We start from the raw sequence: 20,478 nt of genomic DNA on the forward strand, positions 1-20,478 counted from the left end.
CCCATTCGGGATCAGGCGGGGTCGGGATCAGGCGGGGTCGCCGGTGCCGAGCAGGCCCAGCGCGGCGTCGTGCAGCAGGCCGTTGGAGGACAGCGCGTTCCCGCCGTCGAACCGGTCCACCCCGGACAGGTCGCTGAACCGGCCGCCCGCCTCGCGCACCAGCACCTGGAACGGCGCGACGTCCCACGGGTTCACCACCGGCTCGGCCGCGAGGTCGATGCCGCCCTCGGCCACCAGGCAGTGCTGCCAGAAGTCGCCGAAGGCCCGGTTCTCCCAGCACGCGTCCGCCAGCCGCAGGTACGCCTCCCGCGAGTGGTGCTCCACCCACGACCCGAGGTGCGTGGTGGACAGGTAGGCGTCCGCCAGGTCGGCCACCCCGGAGACGGAGATCCGCCGCTGCCCGGTCGCGTCCCGGGTGAACGCGCCCTGCCCGGCTGCGGCCCACCAGCGGCGGCCCAGCGCGGGCGCGCTGACCACGCCGACCTGCGGCGTCCCGTCCACCACCAGGGCGATCAGGGTGGCCCACACCGGCACGCCGCGCAGGAAGTTCTTGGTGCCGTCGATCGGGTCCACGACCCACGTCCGGCCCGCGCCCACCACGCCGCCGCGCTCCTCGCCCGCGACCTGGTCGCCGGTGGCCGCCAGGACCTCGCGGATCGCGTCCTCGACGGCCACGTCGGCGTCGGTCACGGGGGTGCGGTCGGGCTTGCGCGCCACCACGAGGTCGCCGGCGCGGAACCGGGCGGTGGTGATGGCGTCGGCGGCGTCGGCCAGTCGCAGGGCCAGCGTCAGATCGGTGGACACGCGGGGATCGTGCCACGCCTACGCTGGGTGTCGTGAGCGTGGTCTTGTTGGCCGAGGACGATCCGGCGATCGCGGAGCCCCTCTCCCGCGCGTTGCAGCGGGAGGGGTACCAGGTGCAGGTGGTCGGCGACGGCCCCGGCGCGTTGGAGGCGACCGCGCACGGGGGAATCGACCTGCTGGTGCTCGACCTGGGGTTGCCCGGGATGGACGGCCTGGAGGTGTGCCGCCGGCTGCGCGCGGGCGGTCGCGGCATCCCGGTCCTGATGCTGACCGCCCGGTCCGACGAGGTGGACTTCGTGGTCGGGCTGGACGCGGGTGCCGACGACTACGTCGCCAAACCGTTCCGGCTGGCCGAGCTGATGGCCCGGATCCGGGCCCTGCTGCGCCGCCGCGCGCCCGGCACGCTGGAGGTCAACGGCGTGCGGATGGACCTCGCGGCCCGCCGGGTCACCGTGGACGGGCAGGAGGTGCAGCTGGCGAACAAGGAGTTCGAGCTGCTCCGGGTGCTCATCCAGCGGGCCGGGCAGGTGGTGCACCGCGACGAGATCCTCTCCGAGGTGTGGAACGACCCGGAGCTCAAGAGCAGCAAGACGCTCGACATGCACATGTCCTGGCTGCGCCGCAAGCTCGGCGACGTGCGGTCCATGGAGCGCCGGATCGCCACCGTGCGCGGCGTCGGCTTCCGGTTCAACACGGCCGACTGACGTGCGCAGCCGCATCCTCCGGGCGATCCTGCTGGCCGTCGCGGTCACCGGGTTCGTGCTCGGCATCCCGCTCGGCTACGCCGCGCTGAGGCTGGTGGACGACGGGGCGCGCACCGACCTCGCCGCCCGCGCGCAGCGCATCGCGGCGCTGATCGACGACCAGATCGCCTCCGGCGGGCCGATCGACCTGGAGCCGGTGGAGGTCGGGGTGCCCAACGGCGGGTACCTCGTGGTCACCTCCACCGACGGCCGCCAGGAGTTCGGGGTGTCGCCGGGCGAGGACCCGCTGTCGGTCGAGGTGCCGATCGCGCAGCAGGGCACCGTGCGGCTGGAGACCTCGTCCGGGCCGATGCGGACCTCGCAGTACCAGGTGGCGGCGCTGGTCGTGCTGCTCGTGGTGCTGTCGGTGGGCACCGGGACCGTGGTGGCGACCGTGACGGCGCGCAAGCTGGCCAAACCGCTGCGGCACGTGGCGGTGCGCGCGGCCCGGCTCGGCGCGGGCGATTTCCGGCGCGACGACCGGCGGCACGGCGTGCCCGAGCTGGACCTGGTCGCGGAGGCGCTGGACCGCTCGGCGGGCGCGTTGGCGCTGCTGGTGCAGCGGGAACGGGAGCTGGTGGGCGACGTGTCGCACCAGCTGCGCAGCCGGCTGACCGCGTTGCAGCTGCGGCTGGAGGCGTTGGCGGAGCACCCGGAGCCGGAGACGGCGGCCGAGGCGCGGGCGGCGCTGGAGCAGGCCGAGCGGCTGGCCGGGGTGCTGAACGAACTGCTCGCGGCGGCCCGCGCGGCGCGCGCGGTCGGCGCGGAGCCGCTGGACCTCGGGGTCGAGCTGTCCGCGATCGCCGAGGAGTGGCGGGAGCCGTTGCGCAGCGTCGGGCGGGCGCTCCGGGTTCGGGTTCCCGAAGGCTTGTTGGCGCGGGCGACCCCCGCGCGGCTGCGCGAGGCGATCGGGGTGTTGTTGGACAACGCCCTGCGGCACGGCGAAGGGCAGGTCGTGGTGTCCGCGCGCAGCGACGAGGGCACGGTCGTGGTCGAGGTCGCGGACGGCGGTGCGGGCGTGCCCGACGAACTGGCCGGGCACATCTTCGAGCGCGGCGTGTCCGGCGGCGGGTCGACCGGTGTCGGCCTGGCGCTGGCGCGGGCGCTGGTGGACGCGGACGGCGGGCGGCTGGAGCTGTCCACCGCCCGGCCCGCGACCTTCGCCGTCTACCTGCCGGTGCCCAAGGCCGACGACGTGGTGGGCGTGACCTGGCGCTCCGACCTCACGCCCCGCTAGCCCCGTCGCCCGCGGGCACGGCCGGCTGCGGCGCGGCCTGGACCGGCACCGGCCCGGTGGCCGGCTCCTCGGCCGCCGGCTCGGCCTCGACCGGGGTCGGCGGTTCCGCTGCGGGTTGGGGCAGCAGGCCCACCGCGCCGCGCACGACCTGGGCCCACACCAGGCGGCCGAACAGGTAGTGGCAGGCGACGTCCTCGCTGGTGAAGCGGGCCCAGTCGTAGCGGTTGCCCTGCTCGCGCCAGAACACCTCGAAGCCCTCGGGGTCGGCGACCAGGCACCAGGCGTTGTCCGCCTCCGCCCCGACCGACACGACCTCCGCGGGCACCCCGACGGCCAGCAGCCAACCCTGGATGGACTCGGCGTTCATCGGATCTCCTCCAGGTAGCCCAGCGCGACCAGCTCGGCCACCGGGTACGTCGTCCGGTACCGCACGCCGCCGCCCTCCTGCCCGAACCACTCGGCGGACAGCGTGAACCAGACCGGCAGCTCGCGCGCGACCCGGTACCGGCGGTACCCGGCGTCCAGCGCGGCCGGCGGCAGCGAACGGCTCGTGAACGGCGTGCCCGCCTCGGACAGCACCCGCCCCTCGGGACCGCCGAACCGGTCCAGCTCCACCCCGGCCGCGAGCACGCCGGGCTGCCCGGCCTCGTACCCGCCCTCGGGGAACAGCTCGGCGGGCGGCCACGCGTACTCCGGCGGGTCGAGGCGGACCAGGAACCGCCGGTCCCAGTCGCGTTCGTGCATCCCGGCCTGCGGGTCGTAGCCCTCGGTCAGCGCGGCGTCCGGCACCGCGCCGGGACCGGGCACCGACCTCGGCCGGACCCGCGCGGACGCGTCGACCAGGTGCCCGTCGGGGTGGCCCTGCGGCTCGAACCGGAGGCCGGGCGCGAAGTCCTGGTCCTCGGGCGGCGCGGGCAGTTGCCGGGCGGGCGCGGACTGGGCGGGCGGCAGCGCGCCGCCGGCGAACATGTGGGTGAGGAACAGCGCGACCGACTCGTCGGACGGCTCCGCGTCCTGGCCGGCCCGCCGCGACGCGACCACCTCGGTCGGCACGACCGCCGAGCCCTTGCCCGAATCGAGCACCCCGGAGCCGAGCACGCCGGACAGCGGTCCGAAGCCCGCGCCGGAGGCGAACCCGCGCCCGCCGGAGACCGTGCCCGCGTCGGGGAAGCCCTGGCCGGGCACCGCACCGGGCGGGACGCCCGGACCACCGCGCACGAGCGTGTCGCGGCCACCGGAGCCCAGCGGCAGCACCGCGAAGCCGAGCGCGGCGTCGTCACGCGACTTGGCCCCGGCGTCCTTCGCCGGTTGCGCCGCGTCCTTGGGCGCGGCGGCGTCCTTCGCCTGGGCGGCCTGGCCCGCGTCCTTGGCCTGGGCCTGGTTGCCCTGACCGCTCTGGTTGCCCGACTGGCCTTGACCCGACGTGCCCTGTCCGGACTGGCCGGGGAGCTGGCCGCCGTCCTTGGCGAGCGCCGGTCCGCGCTGGTCCGCGCGCTGGCCACCGGCCTGCTGCGCCTGACCTGCGGCCTGCTGGCCGGCCTGGGACTGCGCGGCGGCACCCGCCGACGTGGCAGCCGCCGGCGCACCGGTCACCGGACCACCGGCCGCACCGCCGACCGGACCGGACGAGACACCGCCGGGCGCGCCGAAACCGGGAGCCTGCGGGGAGTTCGCGGCGGGAGCGGCCGGCTGCGGGGCCGGCGCGTGCGCGTCGACCGGGAGCACCGGGCGGTCCAGGACCGCCGCCGAGGACGAGGTGACCGTGTCGGCGGCCCGCACGACCGGTTCCGCGACCGGCCCGACGTCCACCGGACCCCCGCCCGTGAGCGGCGCGGTCACCTGGCTCACCAGGCCGGGACCGCGATCGGGACCAGGGCCGTTGCCGGGGCCGTTGCCACCGGGACCGTCGCCCGGACCGTGGCCGGGGCCGCCCTCGTGACCGCGACCGGGCAGGTTGTCGACGGCACCCTGAACCGTGCGGTCGACCGTGTCCACGGCGCGGTCCACGGTGTCCGCGACGGTGTCGACCGCGCGGTCCACGGTGCCGACCGCGCCGTCCACGACATCGCCGACCGTGCCGAGCACCGGCTCCACGATCCCCGCGACGGGCTGCACGACGGCGTCCACCAGACCACCGACCAGGCCACCGCCCTGCTGGCCGCCACCGAGCAGGTTGCCCAGCAGCCCACCACCGCCCTGCCCCGGAGCACCCTGGCCGGGAACGCCCTGGCCGGGAACGCCTTGCCCGTCCGGACCGCGGCCGCCCTGGTTACCGCTGTCCTGGCCACCGCCGAGGACGTCGCCCAGCAGCCCGCCGAGCGGCCCGCGACCACCCGGGGACTGCCCCGGAGCGCCACCGCCCTGGCCACCGCCGCCCTGGCCACCGCTGTCCTGGCCGCCGTGGCCCGGACCGCCGTCGCCGCCGCCGTGGTGGCCGCCGCCGAGCAGGTTGTCCAGCAGGCCGCCGTGACCGGGGGCGTGGACGCCGGGGTTGGCGTTCACCGGGGGTGGGCCGCCGATCTGCACGCCCGAGTCCAGGCGGATCGCGTCGGTCAGCGTGGTCGTGAGGTGGGTGACGTTCGCCGTCGCGCCCTTGAGCACCGCGTCCAACCCGAGCAGGGCGGTCGGGTGGCCGGCGGTCGCGGCCTGGTTGGCGGCGTCGGTGTTCTTGGCCAGGTTCACCAGTTCGCGCACCAGCTCGACCTTCGCCGCGCCCACCTGCTGGGCGGCGTGGTCGAGCCGGTCGGCGGCGGCGGTGCAGCCGCGCAGCACGTCGTCGAGCCGGCCGTCCGGCGCGGTGAAGGAGTTCCAGTGGCGGCGGGCCGCCTCGCCGGTCGCGCCGGTCATCGCGGACAGCGCCCGGCCGGCCGCGCCGTCCGACTCGCCGGCCAGCGTGCCGAGCTTCGCGCCCGCGTCCCGCCACGCGGCGGCGGACGCGCGCAGCTTGTCCTCGTCGGCCTGCGGCCAGGTGACGCCGGCTCTGGCGGCGACCTCGGCGAGTTCCGCCGGCAGCTCGATCCCCATGTCGGTGGCCCCTTTGTCAGACCGCGCGGAACGCGGCGCTGTTGCCGTCTTCGGCGGCGCGGTAGGTGCGGGCGGTCTCGGTGAACCGGTCCCCGACGCCGCCGAAGCCCGCGCCGAGGTCGCCGAGCCGGGTCAGCGCGTCCGAGGCCGGCCGCACGTGCGAGGAGGCGAAGCTCCGGCCGATGGCGTCCTCGCCCCAGCACGCGCCGACGGCGTCGAGCGCACCGCCCAGGTCGCCGAAGACCTTCCCGGCCCGCTCGGCGAACGTGCCGAAGTCGGCGGCCCCGGCGTCGAGCTTGGCGAGGTCGGTCTCGAACCCGGTCATCTCGGTCCCCCGGTGGTCTCGACGTTGAGCCAGTCGCGCTGTTCGAAGTCCTCGTCGTCCTCGACGACGCGGGGGCGCTTGGGCGGCGGGGGCGCGATCTCGTCCGGCCGCAGGTCGGCCGTGCCGCGCACGAGGGCCTCGGGGTCGGTGCCGGCGGGCAGCACCGGGCTCAACGTCCGGTAGGTGCGCTCCGCGGCGGTGGCCGCCGCTTCCCGCGCGGTCCGCAGCACCAACTGGGCCAGCCGGTCCGGGCGCAGCCGGTACGCGGCGTCGGTGAGTTCGAGGTCCGCCAGGCCGCCGCGCGCGTCGACGGTCGCGGTGACCGCGCCGTCCGGGCTGGTGGCCGAGGCGGTGATGCCGGCCAGGTCGCGCTGCACGGACGCGAGTTGGTCGCGGCTGCGGCGGTAGTCGGCCAGCAGTTCGTCAACCTGGGCGCGGTGATCGGTCGTCACACGGCCACCTCCGGTCTACGCCGTCGCCGGGCATGGTCGTCGGTCGCGCGTTGGACGTTACGACCGCGAACCCGGTTCCCGCCCGTCCGCCGGCAATTTCACCGAACGCACGCGGACCGCTACGCCGGCGGGTGGCACGGGCCGGCCGAGAATTTCCGCCGGCTGTGTCGAATGGCGGCGGACCGGTTCGTCGTCAGGGTGAGAGACCGGCGAGGGCCGGTCGGCACACCGGAGGTCACGATGTCCACCACCACCGCTCCCCTGCACGCCACCACCCCGGTCAAGCCCCTGGTCGGCGGCGGCCTGGTCGCCGCGGTCGTCGCCGCGGCGGCGACCACGGCCGTGGCCGGCGCGGGTGAGGCGGCCGGGATCAGCCTGGCCGTCGGCGGCGCGCCGATCCCGTTGCCCGGGTTCGCCGTGCTGACCCTCGTCTTCTCCGCCGTGGGCCTCGCCCTGGCCCTGGTGCTGGCCCGCACGGTCCGCGGCCCGCGCGCGGTGTTCGTGCGCACCACCGTCGCGCTCACCGTGCTGTCGCTGGTCCCGGACGTGCTGACGGACGCGGCCACGGCCACGAAGGCGCTGCTGATGCTGACCCACCTGGTCGCCGCCGCGATCGTGATCCCGACCGTCGCCCGCCGCCTGTCCGCCTGACCACCGCCCGGCGTGGACGCCGGTCGCTACGCCGGCCGGCGCACCAGCGCCCGGTTCGCCCCCTTGCGCTCCACGACCTCGAAGCCCGCGTCGGTGAACATGCCGAGCGTGCCGTGGTAGAGGTCGCCGGACGTCTTCTTCCCGCCCGACGTGTCCACCGGGTACCCCTCGACGGCCGACGCCCCGCGCTCGGCGGCGAACCGCACGGCGTGCTCCAGCAGCACCGCGCCCACGCCCCGCCGCCGCGCGGTGCGGTGGATGAAGAAGCAGGTCACCGACCACACGTCGGCGGGCACCTCGGGCACCGCCGCGACCGGCGAGCGCGCGAGCCTCGGGTAGTAGGCGCGCGGCGCGACGGCCACCCACCCGACCGGCCGGTCGTCCACCGCGACCAGGCCGAGCGGGTCGCCGGCGGCCACCCGGCCGCGCAGCAGCGCCCGGTTGCCCGCCGACCCGTTGGCGCGCATCTCCGCGCTGCCCTGCAAGAACCACGTGCACCAGCACCCGGCCTGCGCGCCGTTCGGGCCGAACAGCTCCTCCAGCAACGGCCAGGTGTCGGCGGTCAGCTCGACGACCTTCACCCCCGCAGTGCCCGCACCACCCGCGACGGGCTCGGCCGACCCAGCCGCGCGGCCATCCACGCGCTCGTGTCGCACAGCTTGTCCAGGTCGACGCCGTGCGAGATGCCCAGGCCGTCGAGCATCCACACCAGGTCCTCGGTGGCCAGGTTGCCGGTGGCGGACTCGGCGTACGGGCAGCCGCCCAGGCCGCCGGCCGACGAGTCGACCGTCCGCACGCCGGCCAGCAGCGCCGCGTAGGTGTTGGCCAGCGCCTGCCCGTAGGTGTCGTGGAAGTGCACGGCCAACTGGTCGACCCGGTCGAACCCGCTGATCAACCCGGTCACCTGGCCGGGCGTGGCGACGCCGATGGTGTCGCCCAGCGACAACTGGTCGCACCCCATGTCCAGCAGCCGCTTGCCGACGCCGACGACCTGTTCGCGCGGCACCGCGCCTTCCCACGGGTCGCCGAAGCACATCGACACGTAACCCCGGACCTTGAGCCCCTCGGCCTTGGCGCGCGCCACGACCGGCTCGAACATCCCGAACTGGTCGTCCAGCGTCGAGTTGAGGTTCTTGTCGGCGAAAGTCTCGGTGGCGCTGGCGAAGATCGCGATGTGCGAGACGCCCGCCTTGAGCGCCCGGTCGAGGCCGCGCTCGTTGGGCACCAGCACCGGGTAGTCGACGCCGGGCCGGCGCGCCAGGCCGGCCAGCAGCTCCTCCGCGTCGGCCAGCTGCGGCACCCACTTCGGGTGCACGAAACTGGTCGCCTCCAGGACCGTGCCGCCGGCGTCCGCGAGCCGGTCCAGGAACTCCAGCTTCACCTCGACCGGGACGATCGCGTCCTCGTTCTGGAGACCGTCGCGCGGCCCGACCTCCCAGATCGTGACGCGGTCCGGCAGCCCCTCGCCGCCGACCCGGTCCGGCAACCCGACTTCACGCGCGCCCATCGCTGACCCTGTTCTCCGGCTGGAAATCGTCGTCCGGGTTGTCGTTGATCTCCCGGTAGAGCATGGAGTGCACCTGCTCCACGCCGGGGATGTCGTCGAACTCCAGCGGCTCGTCCGACGCCGACTCGATGATCAGCGTGCCGCAGCCCAGGACCCGGTCGAGCAGGCTGTGCTCGAAGCGCACGCTGTTGATGCGGGTGAGCGGGATGTCCAGGCCGGTGCGCTTGAGCACGCCCTCCCGGTACATCACGCGGTCGCTGGTGATGATGAAGTGCGTGGTGCGCCACCGGACCACGGGGGTCAAGGTCAACCACGCGACCAGGGCCAGCGCCACGACGGCGATGACGACCCAGGCGACGGACGCCCAGGACAGATCGGACGCGAACGCCGCCAGCGCGGACGCCGCCCCGATCACGACGAGGAACAGCAGCACCGGCAGGAGCAGCATCTTCCAGTGCGGGTGCTTGTGGATCACGACGTGCTCGCTGGGGCTGAGCAGGTCGTCCGGGTAGGCCACGACGGTCCTTTCGCCAGGCGCGGGTGCCGGCTCTCACCGTACCCGCAGGTGCACCACGTCCCCGGCGGAAACCACGTGGTCGCGGCCGGCGTCGTCGCGCAGCACCAGCGTGCCGTCCGCCTCGACGGACCGGGCGGTGCCGGCCAGCTCGCCGCCGGGCAGCTCCACCCGGACCGACCGGCCGATCGTGCCGCAGTGCGCGCGGTACTCGTCGAGCAGGCCGGTGCCGACCGGGTCGCCGCCGGCGTCGCGCCACAGCCGTTCCAGCCGGTCCAGCCCGGTGAGCAGGGTGACCGCGACCGCGGCGCGGTCGAGCGGGCCGCCGGCGTGTTCTTCGAGGCTGGTCGGGGCGAGCCCGCCGACACCCGGTTCGACGTCGGGCGGCAGCGCGGCGACGTTGAGCCCGATGCCGACCACGACCGCGTGGTCCTGGGTGATCTCGGCCAGCACGCCGGCCGCCTTCCGGTCCCCGACCAGCAGGTCGTTGGGCCACTTCAGGTTCGCCTCGACGCCCACCGACGCGGCGGTGCGGACCAGGGCGACCCCGGCCAGCAGGGTCAGCCACGGCAGCCGGCTCGGCGGCACGTCGGCGGGCGCGAACAGGACGCTGAGGTAGAGGCCGCCGCCCGGCGAGACCCAGCCCCGGCCGCGCCGGCCCTGGCCCGCGGTCTGCTCCTCGGCGATCAGGACGGTCCGGTCGCGCGTCGTGCCGCGCAGGTCGGCGTTGGTCGAGCCGGTCGAGGCGACCACGTCGAGCTGCCCGTAGGGGCCGACGAGGCGGCTGCGGAGGTCTGCGGCGTCCAGTGGCGTGCTCACCCCTGGAGCGTAGGAGCGACCCGCCCCACGCGCTTCGTCGGAGCGGTGTGGAGGTGGGGCGGGTCGCGTGATCAAGCCTGCAACCTCCAGCGCGGTGGAGGTCAACCCCCGGGGGTGAGGTGGGCTACTCGCGGGTCACTTCGCGGTGTGATCCTGGTTAAGCTGCCCGGTCATGAGCAGTGCGACCGCCCCCATCGGCGAGGAGCCGGACGTCCACACCACGGCCGGCAAGCTCGCCGACCTGTACCGCCGCAACGACGAGGCCGTGCACGCCGGGTCCGCGCGGATGGTGGAGAAGCAGCACGCCAAGGGCAAGAAGACCGCGCGCGAGCGGATCGACCTGCTGCTCGACCCGGGCTCGTTCGTGGAGCTGGACGCGCTGGCCCGGCACCGCTCGACCAACTTCGGCCAGGAGCGCAACCGCCCCTACGGCGACGGCGTGGTGGCCGGCTACGGCACCGTCGACGGCCGCCCGGTGTGCGTGTTCAGCCAGGACGTCACGGTCTTCGGCGGCTCGCTCGGCGAGGTGTACGGCGAGAAGATCGTCAAGGTCATGGACCTGGCGATCAAGACCGGCCGGCCGATCGTCGGGATCAACGAGGGCGGCGGCGCGCGCATCCAGGAAGGCGTCGTCTCGCTCGGCCTGTACGGCGAGATCTTCCGCCGCAACGTGGCCGCGTCCGGCGTCGTCCCGCAGATCTCGCTGATCATGGGCGCGAACGCGGGCGGGCACGTGTACTCGCCGGCGCTGACCGACTTCGTGGTGATGGTCGACCAGACCTCGCACATGTTCATCACCGGCCCGGACGTGATCAAGACCGTCACCGGCGAGGACGTGGGCTTCGAGGAGCTGGGCGGCGGGCGCACGCACAACACCAAGTCCGGCAACGCGCACTACCTCGCGGGCGACGAGGAGGACGCCGTCGCCTACGTCAAGGACCTGCTGTCCCACCTGCCGGCGAACAACCTGTCCGACGCCCCGGTGTTCGAGGCCGCCGACGACCTGGTGACCGGCACCGTCGAGGACGCGGTCACCGACGAGGACCGCGAACTCGACACGCTGATCCCGGACTCCGCGAACCAGCCCTACGACATGCACGAGGTGCTCACCCGCGTGCTGGACGACGGGGAGTTCCTGGAGGTCCAGCCGCTGTTCGCGCCGAACATCCTGATCGGCTTCGGCCGGGTGGACGGCCGTTCGGTGGGCATCGTGGCCAACCAGCCCACCCAGTTCGCGGGCTGCCTGGACATCGACGCCTCGGAGAAGGCCGCCCGGTTCGTGCGGACCTGCGACGCGTTCAACGTGCCGGTGCTGACCTTCGTGGACGTGCCGGGCTTCCTGCCGGGCACCGACCAGGAGTGGAACGGCATCATCCGGCGCGGCGCGAAGCTGATCTACGCCTACGCGGAGGCCACCGTCCCGCTGGTCACCGTGATCACCCGCAAGGCGTACGGCGGCGCGTACGACGTGATGGGCTCCAAGCACCTCGGCGCGGACGTCAACCTCGCGTGGCCCACCGCGCAGATCGCGGTGATGGGCGCGCAGGGTGCCGCGAACATCGTGCACCGCAAGACGCTGGCCAACGCCGTGAACGAGGGTCAGGACGTCGACGCGCTGCGCGCGCAGTTGCAGCAGGAGTACGAGGACACCCTCTGCAACCCTTACGTCGCGGCGGAACGCGGATACGTCGACGCCGTCATCCCACCCTCTTACACGCGGTCGTACGTCGCGCGGGCGCTGTCGATGCTCCGCGACAAGCGCGAGGTGCTGCCGCCCAAGAAGCACGGGAACATCCCACTATGAGCGAACGCCCTTACCTGCGCGTCGTCCGGGGCAACCCGGACGACGCGGAACTGGCCGCGCTGACCGCCGTGGTGGCGGGCCTGGCCACCGCCGGCGGCGGCGGGACCGACGCGCCGACCGGCCGTTCGGCCTGGTCCGACCGCTCCCGGCTGGTCCGGCCGGCGTTGACGCCCGGTCCGGGCGCGTGGCGCGCGTCCGGCCTGCCGCGCTGAACCGACCCGGCCTCGACGCACCGCCCGCCCCACCGCGCCCGCCCCACCGCGCCCCGAACACCCGGGCAAGCGGTCAGCAGTCGACGCGGCGGCTGTTCACCTGGACGCCGTCGCCGAGCACCATGACCTCGCGGCAGCGCGTGCCGTCCGGCAGGTGCAGGCGCACCCTCATCCAGACCCCGCCGCCGGGCGGGTGCAGGCGGGTGTCGAGCACCTCGACGCCGTCCGCAGCCACCGCCGACGGCACCCGCGTGGGGTCGCCCTGGGCGCGTGCCGAGTCGGTCACCGCGTCCATGATCCGGTACTCGACCTGGTCGGAGCCGTTCGCGAACGGCCAGAGGGGGACCCCGTAGCCGACCGGGTCGGTGGACACGACGACCGTCGCCAGCCCGCCCAGCAGGGCGAGCGGCGCGATCCACCACCACCGGCGCCGACCACGAGCCCGATCGGTCCGGCGGACCACCAGAGCCCGGCGCTGCAACACATCTCCGAGGTTGCCGAACCCGCGCGCGGGGCGCATCGGTAGTTCTACGCACCGAACCCCTGGATCACCCCTGGGTGTGACGCGCCCGGTGTCCGCAGCGTTCCCGATCGGGGCCGTTAGGGTTCCCGACGTGCGATTCGTGCTTGCTTCCGCTTCCCCCGCCCGCTTGACCGTGCTGCGCAACGCCGGCGTCGAACCCGTGGTCCGGGTGTCCGGCGTGGACGAGGACGCGGTGGCCGCCGCGCTGCCCGACCCCGAACCCGCCGAGCTGGTCACCGCGCTGGCGGTGGCCAAGGCCGAGGCGATCGCGGGCGACGAGCGCGACGCCGTGGTCGTCGGCTGCGACTCGATGCTGCTCACCCCGGACGGCGACGTCGAGGGCAAGCCCGGCACGGTCGAGGTGGCGCGTGAGCGGTGGCGGCGGATGGCCGGCCGGTCCGGCACCCTGCTGACCGGGCACGCCGTGCTGCGCGTGGTCGACGGGCGGATCTCCGAACGCGCCGCCGACCACGAGGCGACCGTCGTCCGGTTCGGCACGCCGTCGCGGGCCGAGCTGGAGGCGTACCTGGCCTCCGGCGAGCCGCTGGGCGTCGCCGGGGCGTTCACCCTGGACGGGCGCGGTGGCTGGTTCGTGGACGGCATCGACGGCGACCCGTCCAGCGTGATCGGCATCAGCCTGCCGCTCACCCGCCGGCTGCTCGGCCTGGTCGGCGTCGCGATGTCCGACATCTGGTAGCCGTTGTCACATTTGCCCTGATCCGGGAAGCTCCCCCTGAGGTATGGCGTTGGGGGAGCCGATGAACGAATTGCTGACGCGCCGCCGTCACATCGACTTCGGGCGCAGGACGAACACGGGCTGTCGCGGCTGACCGCCGTCCCCCCGTCCTGCCCTGCGCACCCCCGGAGCCCCGACATGTCGTTCGTCCGCACCTACACCAAGCCGAAGGTCTTCGGCCTCACCGTGCTCGTCGCGCTCGTGCTGGGCGCGCTCGCGGGCTGGCTCGCCAAGTCCGCCGGACTCGCCTGGCTGACCACCACGCTGGGCAAGATCGGCGGCACGTTCACCAGCCTGCTCCAGTTCACCGTCATCCCGCTGGTGTTCACCGCGATCGTCGTGGGCATCACCAGCCTGCGCCGGCTCGGCGGTGCGCGGGCCGCGCGCCTGGGCGGCAAGACGCTGCTCTGGTTCGCGATCACCTCGCTGATCGCCGTGCTCATCGGCCTGGCGATCGCGCTGATCTTCAAGCCCGGCACAGGTGTCCAGGTGACACCGACAGAGGCGGCGCTCAAGCGCTTGTCCACCCGTGAGGGCGGCTCGTGGAGCAACCTGCTCGACACCCTGGTGCCGTCCAACATCTTCAGCGCCTTCACCGAGGGCGAGGTGCTCCAGGTCGTGTTCATCGCGATCCTGGTCGGCTTCGCCGCGTACGCGCTGGGCGAGAAGGCCACCCCGTTCGTGACGTTCACCAAGTCGGCGTTCGACCTGGTGCAGAAGATCGTCGGCTGGATCGTGCTGCTCGCCCCGCTCGGCGTGTTCGGCCTGATCGGGACCGCGTTCGCGACCTACGGCAACTCGTTCGTGCAGCCCCTGTTCAGCCTGATCGCGACCGTGTACGGCGGCACGCTGCTGGTGCTGTTCGTGGTGTACCCGGTGCTGCTGCGGTTCGTCGGCAAGGTCAACCCGCTGACGTTCTTCTCGAAGGCGTGGACGGCGATCCAGTTCGCGTTCGTGTCCCGCTCGTCGGGCGCGACCCTGCCGCTGAGCCGGCAGACCGCCGCGAACCTCGGCGTGGACGACGACTACGCGTCCTTCGCGGTGCCGCTGGGCACGACCACGAAGATGGACGGTTGCGCGGCCGTGTACCCGGCGATCGCCACGGTGTTCATCGCGAACCTGTTCGGCGTCGAACTGGGTCTGTGGCAGTACGTGGCGATCGTGGCGGTGGCGGTGTTCGGCGCGCTGGCGACGGCGGGCACGACCGGCTGGTTCACCATGCTGACCTTGACCCTGGGCGCGGTGAACATGCCGCCCGAGGTGATCGCGACCGGTGTGGCCGTGGTCTACGCGATCGACCCGATCCTGGACATGATCCGCACCGCGACCAACGTGGCGGGCCAGATCACGGTGCCGGTGCTGGTCGCGCGCTCGGAGGGCATCCTGGACGACGAGGTGCTCAACGCCCCCAGCGAGCCGCCGCTGCTCACCGGCCCGCGCGAGCCCGTCGCGACCGGCCGCATCAGCCCCGCCTGACCAGCGCGGACTGACCAGCGCGGCCTGATCTGCTCACCACTCGGCCCGAGGCTCCCGACCGGGGATCTCGGGCCGAGTCGCGTTGGCCTCCGGCCCCCGATGATCATTATCCCACCGGGTACCGACAATCACGCGCGAGCGACTGTTCGACCGGCGAGTCCGGCAGGCAGCGAGTCCGGCAGGCAGCGGACCGGGGCCGGCGGGGGCGGATGACCGGCGGTGCGGACCGGCGGCGGCGTTCTGCCGGCGAATCGGGCAGGTATCGGTGTCCGGCCGGCGAGTCGGACGGCAGGCAGGGCGGGCCAAACGACCGACGAGTCGGGCAACCAGCAGGCCAGACGACCGACGCGGATCGGACTGGCTGCGGAGGGTCGGGCAGGCAAGCAGGTCGGACAGGCCAGCCGGGTCGGACAGCAAGTCAGGCAGACAGCAGGTTGACCAGGTCGGCGGGTCTGCGGATCGGACAAACAGCGGGTCAGGCAGCAGCGGCTTTCGGCTGGCACCGGCGGCCCGGGCGGGCACCTTCCAGCAGCACGCGCGTCAGGAAGCGAGCGGCCGAGCAGCGGGGGCGTCGGCAACGAGTGGTGGAAACGGACCGGTCCGATCCGGGGACGGGCCGACGGCTCCCAAGGCGCGGCCGGGTGGGTCAGGCTCCGCACGGGTGGAGTTGGGCGGGTGCCGGGGTGACGTCGGGCCAGCCCGGCAGGAGGCCCTGGTCGGCCACCACGGTCGTGCAGCCCAGTTCGGTCTTGGCTCCCACCAGCGAGAACACCTGCGCGAAGCGACGTGAGCAGTCCACTCCCGGGCCACACGCCCGCTGTACCGCCACCACGTCGTCCACCCCGTCGGCGTTCACGTCCTCAAGCCCCAAATACCCGCCGCTGGCCACGTAAGGCAGTTGCGCCCGCGACCACGCGCCGCTGCGCCGCACCAGCAGCTCGCCGCGCATCTCGCCGCCCACCGCCCCGCTCACCAGGCACACCGACACCACCGCGTCCCGGCACTCCAGCGAATCCGCCGTGATCGCGGCACCGGACTCGGCGATGGTCAGCTCGAAGATGTTGCGCCCGGACGCCCCGTTCGTGCGGATCCGGCCGACGCCCTGGCCGAACAGCACCTCCACGGTGTCCTTGCCCACGTCCGCGCGCACGACCGGCTGGCACGCGACCGTCCCGCACCTCAGGTCGTCCACGCTCGGACCGGTGGTCGGGGCGGCCGGCGCGGACGGGCGCAGCGACCAGGCGAAGACCATTCCCGCCGCGGTCGTGGCCACCGCCAGGCAGGCCACGAGCAGCGCGGCTACCGGTGGTCGGGTCACGGTCGCCGATTGTTCCACCCGCACGTGAGCTGTCTCTCCATCACGACTTACTGGCGAGTCACTAAACTCCCCGTCCATTGCCACTCCGCACCAGCGTTGCCAGGAGGTAGGACGTCGTGTCGCTGCGCAAGGTCCTCGTCGCCAACCGCGGGGAGATCGCCGTCCGGGTCATCCGCGCCTGCGAAGACGCTGGTCTGGCCAGTGTCGCCGTCTACGCCGACCCCGACCGGGACGCCCCGTTCGTCCGGCTCGCGGACGAGGCGTTCGCGCTCGGCGGCAGCACGCCGGGTGACACCTACCTCTCCGTCGACAAGCTCCTGGACGTGGCCAAGCGCGCGGGCGCGGACTCGGTGCACCCCGGCTACGGGTTCCTGTCCGAGAACGCCGACTTCGCGCAGGCGGTGCTGAGCGCGGGCCTGACCTGGATCGGGCCGACCCCGCAGGCGATCCGCGACCTGGGCGACAAGGTGACCGCGCGGCACATCGCGATGCGCGCGGGCGCGCCGCTGGTGCCCGGCACCAAGGACCCGGTGTCCGGGCCGGACGAGATCGTCGCGTTCGCCCGGGAGCACGGCCTGCCGGTGGCGATCAAGGCGGCGTTCGGCGGCGGCGGGCGCGGGCTGAAGGTCGCCCGCACGCTGGAGGAGATCCCCGAGCTGTTCGACAGCGCGGTGCGCGAGGCGGTCACCGCGTTCGGGCGCGGCGAGTGCTTCGTGGAGCGCTACCTGGACAAGCCCCGGCACGTCGAGGCCCAGGTGCTCGCCGACCAGCACGGCAACGTGATCGTGGTCGGCACCCGCGACTGCTCGCTGCAGCGCCGGCACCAGAAGCTGGTCGAGGAGGCCCCCGCGCCGTTCCTCACCGACGAGCAGCGCGCGTCCATCCACACGTCGGCGCGGGCCATCTGCAAGGAGGCCGGCTACCACGGCGCGGGCACGGTCGAGTACCTGGTCGCGGTGGACGGCACCATCTCGTTCCTGGAGGTCAACACCCGCCTCCAGGTGGAGCACCCGGTCAGCGAGGAGACCTCGGGCCTCGACCTGGTGCGCGAGCAGTTCCGGATCGCGGCCGGCGAGCCGCTGCGGTTCACCGAGGACCCGACCCCGCGCGGTCACTCGATCGAGTTCCGCATCAACGGCGAGGACGCGGGCCGGGGCTTCCTGCCCGCGCCCGGCACGGTCACCGCGTTCGCCGCACCGACCGGTCCCGGTGTCCGGGTGGACGCGGGCGTGGAGAGCGGCACGGTGATCGGCGGCCAGTTCGACTCGCTGCTGGCCAAGCTGATCGTCACCGGCGAGGACCGCACCCAGGCGCTGGAGCGGGCGCGGCGCGCGCTCGACGAGATGGTCGTGGACGGCATGGCGACGGTCCTGCCGTTCCACCGCCTGATCGTCCGCGACCCGGCGTTCGTGGGCACCGACGAGGGGTTCACCGTGCACACCCGGTGGATCGAGACCGAGTTCGACAACACCGTCGAGCCGTTCGCCGGCGGCGCGGAGGCGAGCGAGGACGAGCCTCGGCAGACCGTGGTGGTCGAGGTCGGCGGCCGGCGGCTGGAGGTGTCGCTGCCCGGTGACCTGGCGGTCGGCTCGGCCGCCCCGAAGGCGGGCGCGAAGGCCAAGCCGCGCAAGCGCGGTGGCGGCACGGGCGGCGCGGCGGTGTCCGGCGACGCGGTGGCCGCGCCCATGCAGGGCACGATCGTCAAGGTCGCGGTGGAGGACGGGCAGCAGGTCGAGGCGGGCGAGCTGATCGTCGTGCTGGAGGCCATGAAGATGGAGAACCCGGTGACCGCGCACCGGGCGGGCACCGTGACCGGGCTCTCCGCCGAACCGGGCACGACCGTCACCCAGGGCACCGTCCTCTGCGAAATCAAGGAATAAGCTCGACCGCGTGGGCGAACGGGACATCCGGATCGGTGACGCGGACCGCGAACAGGCGCTCCGCCTGCTGGGCGAACACCTCGGCGAGGGCCGGTTGGACGTCGACGAGTACGGCGACCGGTCGGCCCGGGTGACCACGGCGAAGACCCGGGGTGACCTGCTGGCGCTGTTCGGCGACCTGCCCGCGCCGCACCCGGTGTTCGCCCAGGTCGCTCCCCTGCCGTCGGCGGCGCCCGCGCCGCGCGGCGGGTTCCGGCTGGACCCGAGGCTGGCCAACGCGATCGTGCCCGCGGTGGGCATCGCGTGCGTGGCGGTGTTCGTCTTCGGGTTCCGCAACCCGCTGATCTTCCTGCTGGTGCCGCTGGTGGCGGTGCTGATCGGCCGGATGGGCGGGCGGCGGTGACCCTGCTGCTGCTCGACCTGGACGGCGTGCTGCGCGCGTTCGGCCCGGACGACCCGATCGAGGACGCGCACGGCCTGCCGCGCGGCGCGCTCGGCCGGCTCGCCTTCTCCCTCGCCGGTCCGGCGCTGCTCGGCGAGGTCTCCGACGCCGCGTGGCGGGCCGCGATCCGCGACCGGCTCGCCGCCGACGTCGGCCCGGCCACCGCGCGGGACGCGGTGGCCGCGTGGAGCCGGCTCGGCGCGGTCCTGCCGGAGGCGCTGGACCTGGTCCGGGTGGTGCGGCGGCGGCACCGGGTGGCGCTGTTCAGCAACGCGACCGACCGGCTGCCGGCCGACCTGCGCGCGCTCGGCCTGGACCGCGAGGTGGACGACGTGGTGACCTCGGCGGAACTCGGCGCGGCCAAGCCGGACCCGGAGGCGTTCCGCAAGGCCGTGGCCAGGCTGGGCGTGCCCGCCGGCGGGACGGTGTTCTGCGACGACAACGCGGCCAACGCGGCCGGTGCCGTCGCGGCCGGGCTCGACGGCGTGCACACGCCCGACACCGCCGCGCTGCGGACCGCGCTGGCCGGACGGGGCCTGCTCGGTGGCTGATTTCCTGCTGCTCGTCCTGCACGACCGGGACGAGGCCGAAGCGCTCGCCCGGGACCTGCGCGCGGCGGGTTGGGCACCCTGCGCGGTGCACAAGGACCTGCTGGCCGGCGAGGACGACGCCGAGGACGCGGACTGGGTCGTCGAGATGAGCACCGCGCCGGACGGCGGGCCCGCGCACGCCCGGCGTCCCGAACTCGAAGCGCTGGCCGAACGCCACGACGGGTTCGTGACGGACTAGTCTCGCCGGCCATGGAGCCGGTCGAGATCAACGCGGGCGAGTTCTACCTGCGCGAACTGCGGGTGGACGACCGGATGGACGACCGGGTCGCGCTGCTCGCGGGCGGCCGGTTCGACAGCCTCGACGCGGCCGGCGCGCACGTGGCCGAGCGGCGACGGCAGTGGGACGCGGACGAATCCTGTTCGTGGGCGGTGTGTGAACAGTTGTCGAACACGGCGGTCGGCGAGATCTCGATCTCCGCCGCCGGCGAACTGTTCTGCTGGATCACGCCGCAACTGCGCGGAAAAGGCATCGGCACGCGCGCGGTGCAAGCCGTGACGGGCTTCGGGTTCGGTTTTCTGGATCTGGCGCGCATCACCACCGCACCTTCCGACAAAGCCGGCGAGCGGTTGGCGCGGAAATGCGGATTCGAGTCCAGGGGTCCACACGGCGTGTGGACACGGCTACGGTAGGTGCTCATGAGGGCTGCTCGCTTGATCGTCGCGCTCACCGCGTCGACGCTCGTCGCCTGCACGCCCTTACCCGACAACAAGGCTGACGGCCGCGTGGACGAACCACTGAGCGTGACCACGACGCCGCGGATCACGCTGTCGCCCCGCCCCCGACCGCTGCCGCTGGACGGTCTGGACCCGTGCGCGGTGCTCTCCGCAGATCAGCGGATGCAGCTCAGCCTGGACAACCCGCCCAGCGGATACGTCGAATCGAGCTTCGGCAACGCGAAGGCGTGCACCATTCGGAGCAGCATCAGCGGCAACGTGGTGCGCCTGGTGCTGGTCACGGTCGAGGGCATCGAGGTGTGGTTGAGCGAGAACGCGCAGGTCGACGCCCGGCCGACGGCGGTGAGCGGGTTCCCGGCGCTCACCGTGCGCACGCCGGGGCTCGACGACGTGTGCAACGTCGAGGTCGACGTGGCCGACGGCCAGTTCCTGGACGTGATGTTCCGCGACGGCGGCAACAAGACGCAGGTGAAACAAGACATTCTCTGTCAGGGGGCGCAACGCGCGGCAGAAGCGGCGGTGGCCGGATTGCTGCAACGGGGCTGACCCGCGCGGGGGAAGTGCGTTCCACCCACTCCCCGCTGTCGGACGGTGTGGCTAAAGTGACCATGCCGAGGGAACCTGCCGGCGCGGCCGGGAGTCGAACCGAGGCAGACGACAGAGGCAGACGGGGAGGTCGTCCATGCCGTCGGAAGACCGCGGGCGTGGTGCGGACACTGGCGGCA

At 73.8% G+C, this 20,478-nt stretch carries 23 protein-coding genes and 1 pseudogene; 13 read left to right on the forward strand and 11 right to left on the reverse strand.

The window, feature by feature from the left end:
* Positions 1-27: 27 nt before the first annotated feature.
* Complete coding sequence (gene hisN, locus AC0HI0_RS30325; protein WP_480926917.1) at positions 28-804, reverse strand: histidinol-phosphatase; 777 nt, start codon at positions 802-804, stop codon at positions 28-30.
* A 38-nt stretch (positions 805-842) separates the two neighbouring features.
* Here hisN and AC0HI0_RS30330 point away from each other — a divergent pair, with 38 nt between their 5' ends.
* Together AC0HI0_RS30330 and AC0HI0_RS30335 are read left to right on the forward strand one after the other, a co-directional pair.
* The gene (locus AC0HI0_RS30330; RefSeq protein ID WP_480934424.1) at positions 843-1,508 is read left to right on the forward strand and encodes a response regulator transcription factor; all 666 of its coding nucleotides are present in this window, start codon (positions 843-845) and stop codon (positions 1,506-1,508) included.
* Between the two features lies 1 nt (position 1,509).
* Entirely contained in the window at positions 1,510-2,784 is a 1,275-nt protein-coding gene (locus AC0HI0_RS30335) for a sensor histidine kinase (protein ID WP_480926918.1), read from the forward strand.
* Between the two features lie 118 nt (positions 2,785-2,902).
* Here the strand turns inward: AC0HI0_RS30335 and AC0HI0_RS30340 are convergent.
* The 4 genes and pseudogenes from AC0HI0_RS30340 to AC0HI0_RS30355 form a co-directional block, all read right to left on the reverse strand.
* Positions 2,903-3,151: pseudogene (locus AC0HI0_RS30340) on the reverse strand (hypothetical protein); the annotation flags it as partial.
* Positions 3,148-5,808, reverse strand: coding sequence for a TNT domain-containing protein (locus tag AC0HI0_RS30345; protein ID WP_480926919.1), 2,661 nt, complete (start codon positions 5,806-5,808; stop codon positions 3,148-3,150). The pseudogene AC0HI0_RS30340 and the gene AC0HI0_RS30345, both read right to left, overlap by 4 nt.
* 16 nt (positions 5,809-5,824) lie before the next feature.
* Complete coding sequence (locus tag AC0HI0_RS30350; protein ID WP_480926920.1) at positions 5,825-6,133, reverse strand: WXG100 family type VII secretion target; 309 nt, start codon at positions 6,131-6,133, stop codon at positions 5,825-5,827.
* Positions 6,130-6,585 (reverse strand): YbaB/EbfC family nucleoid-associated protein, encoded by a 456-nt coding sequence (locus AC0HI0_RS30355; RefSeq protein ID WP_480926921.1) that lies wholly within the window; start codon positions 6,583-6,585, stop codon positions 6,130-6,132. Before AC0HI0_RS30355 ends, AC0HI0_RS30350 begins: the two co-directional genes overlap by 4 nt.
* Before the next feature lie 240 nt (positions 6,586-6,825).
* On the opposite strand from AC0HI0_RS30355, the gene AC0HI0_RS30360 reads away from it, so the two are divergent.
* Positions 6,826-7,236 carry a DUF6069 family protein gene (locus AC0HI0_RS30360; protein WP_480926922.1) on the forward strand — a complete coding sequence of 137 codons (411 nt, stop codon included), beginning with the start codon at positions 6,826-6,828 and terminating at the stop codon, positions 7,234-7,236.
* 26 nt (positions 7,237-7,262) lie between these two features.
* Here AC0HI0_RS30360 and AC0HI0_RS30365 read toward each other — a convergent pair whose 3' ends face one another.
* Genes AC0HI0_RS30365 through AC0HI0_RS30380 form a run of 4 tightly spaced genes read right to left on the reverse strand, consistent with a single transcriptional unit; the run spans position 7,263 to position 10,076 of the window.
* Positions 7,263-7,817, reverse strand: a complete 555-nt coding sequence (locus AC0HI0_RS30365; RefSeq protein ID WP_480926923.1) for an N-acetyltransferase family protein — start codon at positions 7,815-7,817, stop codon at positions 7,263-7,265.
* Positions 7,814-8,743 carry a hydroxymethylglutaryl-CoA lyase gene (locus tag AC0HI0_RS30370; protein WP_480926924.1) on the reverse strand — a complete coding sequence of 310 codons (930 nt, stop codon included), beginning with the start codon at positions 8,741-8,743 and terminating at the stop codon, positions 7,814-7,816. The genes AC0HI0_RS30365 and AC0HI0_RS30370 overlap by 4 nt, the downstream gene beginning before the upstream one ends.
* On the reverse strand, positions 8,730-9,260 hold the full coding sequence (locus AC0HI0_RS30375; RefSeq protein WP_480926925.1) for a PH domain-containing protein: 531 nt from the start codon (positions 9,258-9,260) through the stop codon (positions 8,730-8,732). The genes AC0HI0_RS30370 and AC0HI0_RS30375 overlap by 14 nt, the downstream gene beginning before the upstream one ends.
* Positions 9,261-9,293: 33 nt before the next feature.
* Positions 9,294-10,076 carry a biotin--[acetyl-CoA-carboxylase] ligase gene (locus tag AC0HI0_RS30380; RefSeq protein WP_480926926.1) on the reverse strand — a complete coding sequence of 261 codons (783 nt, stop codon included), beginning with the start codon at positions 10,074-10,076 and terminating at the stop codon, positions 9,294-9,296.
* 172 nt (positions 10,077-10,248) lie between these two features.
* On the opposite strand from AC0HI0_RS30380, the gene AC0HI0_RS30385 reads away from it, so the two are divergent.
* Together AC0HI0_RS30385 and AC0HI0_RS30390 are read left to right on the forward strand one after the other, a co-directional pair.
* The gene (locus AC0HI0_RS30385; protein WP_480926927.1) at positions 10,249-11,880 is read left to right on the forward strand and encodes an acyl-CoA carboxylase subunit beta; all 1,632 of its coding nucleotides are present in this window, start codon (positions 10,249-10,251) and stop codon (positions 11,878-11,880) included.
* Positions 11,877-12,092 (forward strand): acyl-CoA carboxylase subunit epsilon, encoded by a 216-nt coding sequence (locus tag AC0HI0_RS30390; RefSeq protein WP_480926928.1) that lies wholly within the window; start codon positions 11,877-11,879, stop codon positions 12,090-12,092. The genes AC0HI0_RS30385 and AC0HI0_RS30390 overlap by 4 nt, the downstream gene beginning before the upstream one ends.
* 73 nt (positions 12,093-12,165) lie before the next feature.
* Here AC0HI0_RS30390 and AC0HI0_RS30395 read toward each other — a convergent pair whose 3' ends face one another.
* Positions 12,166-12,612, reverse strand: a complete 447-nt coding sequence (locus tag AC0HI0_RS30395) for a hypothetical protein (protein WP_480926929.1) — start codon at positions 12,610-12,612, stop codon at positions 12,166-12,168.
* Between the two features lie 94 nt (positions 12,613-12,706).
* On the opposite strand from AC0HI0_RS30395, the gene AC0HI0_RS30400 reads away from it, so the two are divergent.
* Complete coding sequence (locus AC0HI0_RS30400) at positions 12,707-13,312, forward strand: Maf family protein (RefSeq protein ID WP_480926930.1); 606 nt, start codon at positions 12,707-12,709, stop codon at positions 13,310-13,312.
* A gap of 177 nt (positions 13,313-13,489) precedes the next feature.
* Positions 13,490-14,827 carry a dicarboxylate/amino acid:cation symporter gene (locus AC0HI0_RS30405; protein ID WP_480926931.1) on the forward strand — a complete coding sequence of 446 codons (1,338 nt, stop codon included), beginning with the start codon at positions 13,490-13,492 and terminating at the stop codon, positions 14,825-14,827.
* A gap of 646 nt (positions 14,828-15,473) precedes the next feature.
* Here AC0HI0_RS30405 and AC0HI0_RS30410 read toward each other — a convergent pair.
* The gene (locus AC0HI0_RS30410; RefSeq protein WP_480926932.1) at positions 15,474-16,145 is read right to left on the reverse strand and encodes a hypothetical protein; all 672 of its coding nucleotides are present in this window, start codon (positions 16,143-16,145) and stop codon (positions 15,474-15,476) included.
* 116 nt (positions 16,146-16,261) lie between these two features.
* Between AC0HI0_RS30410 and AC0HI0_RS30415 the strand changes: the two genes are divergently transcribed.
* The 6 genes from AC0HI0_RS30415 to AC0HI0_RS30440 are packed head-to-tail and all read left to right on the forward strand — an operon-like array spanning position 16,262 to position 20,299.
* The gene (locus AC0HI0_RS30415) at positions 16,262-18,025 is read left to right on the forward strand and encodes an acetyl/propionyl/methylcrotonyl-CoA carboxylase subunit alpha (RefSeq protein WP_480926933.1); all 1,764 of its coding nucleotides are present in this window, start codon (positions 16,262-16,264) and stop codon (positions 18,023-18,025) included.
* A gap of 10 nt (positions 18,026-18,035) precedes the next feature.
* The gene (locus tag AC0HI0_RS30420; RefSeq protein ID WP_480926934.1) at positions 18,036-18,428 is read left to right on the forward strand and encodes a DUF1707 SHOCT-like domain-containing protein; all 393 of its coding nucleotides are present in this window, start codon (positions 18,036-18,038) and stop codon (positions 18,426-18,428) included.
* Positions 18,425-19,018, forward strand: a complete 594-nt coding sequence (locus AC0HI0_RS30425; protein WP_480926935.1) for an HAD family hydrolase — start codon at positions 18,425-18,427, stop codon at positions 19,016-19,018. Before AC0HI0_RS30420 ends, AC0HI0_RS30425 begins: the two co-directional genes overlap by 4 nt.
* Complete coding sequence (locus AC0HI0_RS30430; protein ID WP_480926936.1) at positions 19,011-19,256, forward strand: hypothetical protein; 246 nt, start codon at positions 19,011-19,013, stop codon at positions 19,254-19,256. The genes AC0HI0_RS30425 and AC0HI0_RS30430 overlap by 8 nt, the downstream gene beginning before the upstream one ends.
* Before the next feature lie 11 nt (positions 19,257-19,267).
* On the forward strand, positions 19,268-19,708 hold the full coding sequence (locus AC0HI0_RS30435; RefSeq protein WP_480926937.1) for a GNAT family N-acetyltransferase: 441 nt from the start codon (positions 19,268-19,270) through the stop codon (positions 19,706-19,708).
* A 21-nt stretch (positions 19,709-19,729) separates the two neighbouring features.
* Positions 19,730-20,299 (forward strand): DUF3558 domain-containing protein, encoded by a 570-nt coding sequence (locus AC0HI0_RS30440; RefSeq protein ID WP_480926938.1) that lies wholly within the window; start codon positions 19,730-19,732, stop codon positions 20,297-20,299.
* Positions 20,300-20,478: the final 179 nt, after the last annotated feature.

The organism is Saccharothrix sp. NBAS 001, from assembly GCF_056640475.1.

Coding starts and splice junctions, on each gene's coding strand:
- AC0HI0_RS30345 (WP_480926919.1), bottom strand. CDS start 5,808: ATGGGGATCGAGCTGCCGGCGGAACTCGCCGAGGTCGCCGCCAGAGCC.
- AC0HI0_RS30350 (WP_480926920.1), bottom strand. CDS start 6,133: ATGACCGGGTTCGAGACCGACCTCGCCAAGCTCGACGCCGGGGCCGCC.
- AC0HI0_RS30360 (WP_480926922.1), top strand. CDS start 6,826: ATGTCCACCACCACCGCTCCCCTGCACGCCACCACCCCGGTCAAGCCC.
- AC0HI0_RS30370 (WP_480926924.1), bottom strand. CDS start 8,743: ATGGGCGCGCGTGAAGTCGGGTTGCCGGACCGGGTCGGCGGCGAGGGG.
- AC0HI0_RS30385 (WP_480926927.1), top strand. CDS start 10,249: ATGAGCAGTGCGACCGCCCCCATCGGCGAGGAGCCGGACGTCCACACC.
- AC0HI0_RS30390 (WP_480926928.1), top strand. CDS start 11,877: ATGAGCGAACGCCCTTACCTGCGCGTCGTCCGGGGCAACCCGGACGAC.
- AC0HI0_RS30395 (WP_480926929.1), bottom strand. CDS start 12,612: ATGCGCCCCGCGCGCGGGTTCGGCAACCTCGGAGATGTGTTGCAGCGC.
- AC0HI0_RS30405 (WP_480926931.1), top strand. CDS start 13,490: ATGTCGTTCGTCCGCACCTACACCAAGCCGAAGGTCTTCGGCCTCACC.
- AC0HI0_RS30435 (WP_480926937.1), top strand. CDS start 19,268: ATGGAGCCGGTCGAGATCAACGCGGGCGAGTTCTACCTGCGCGAACTG.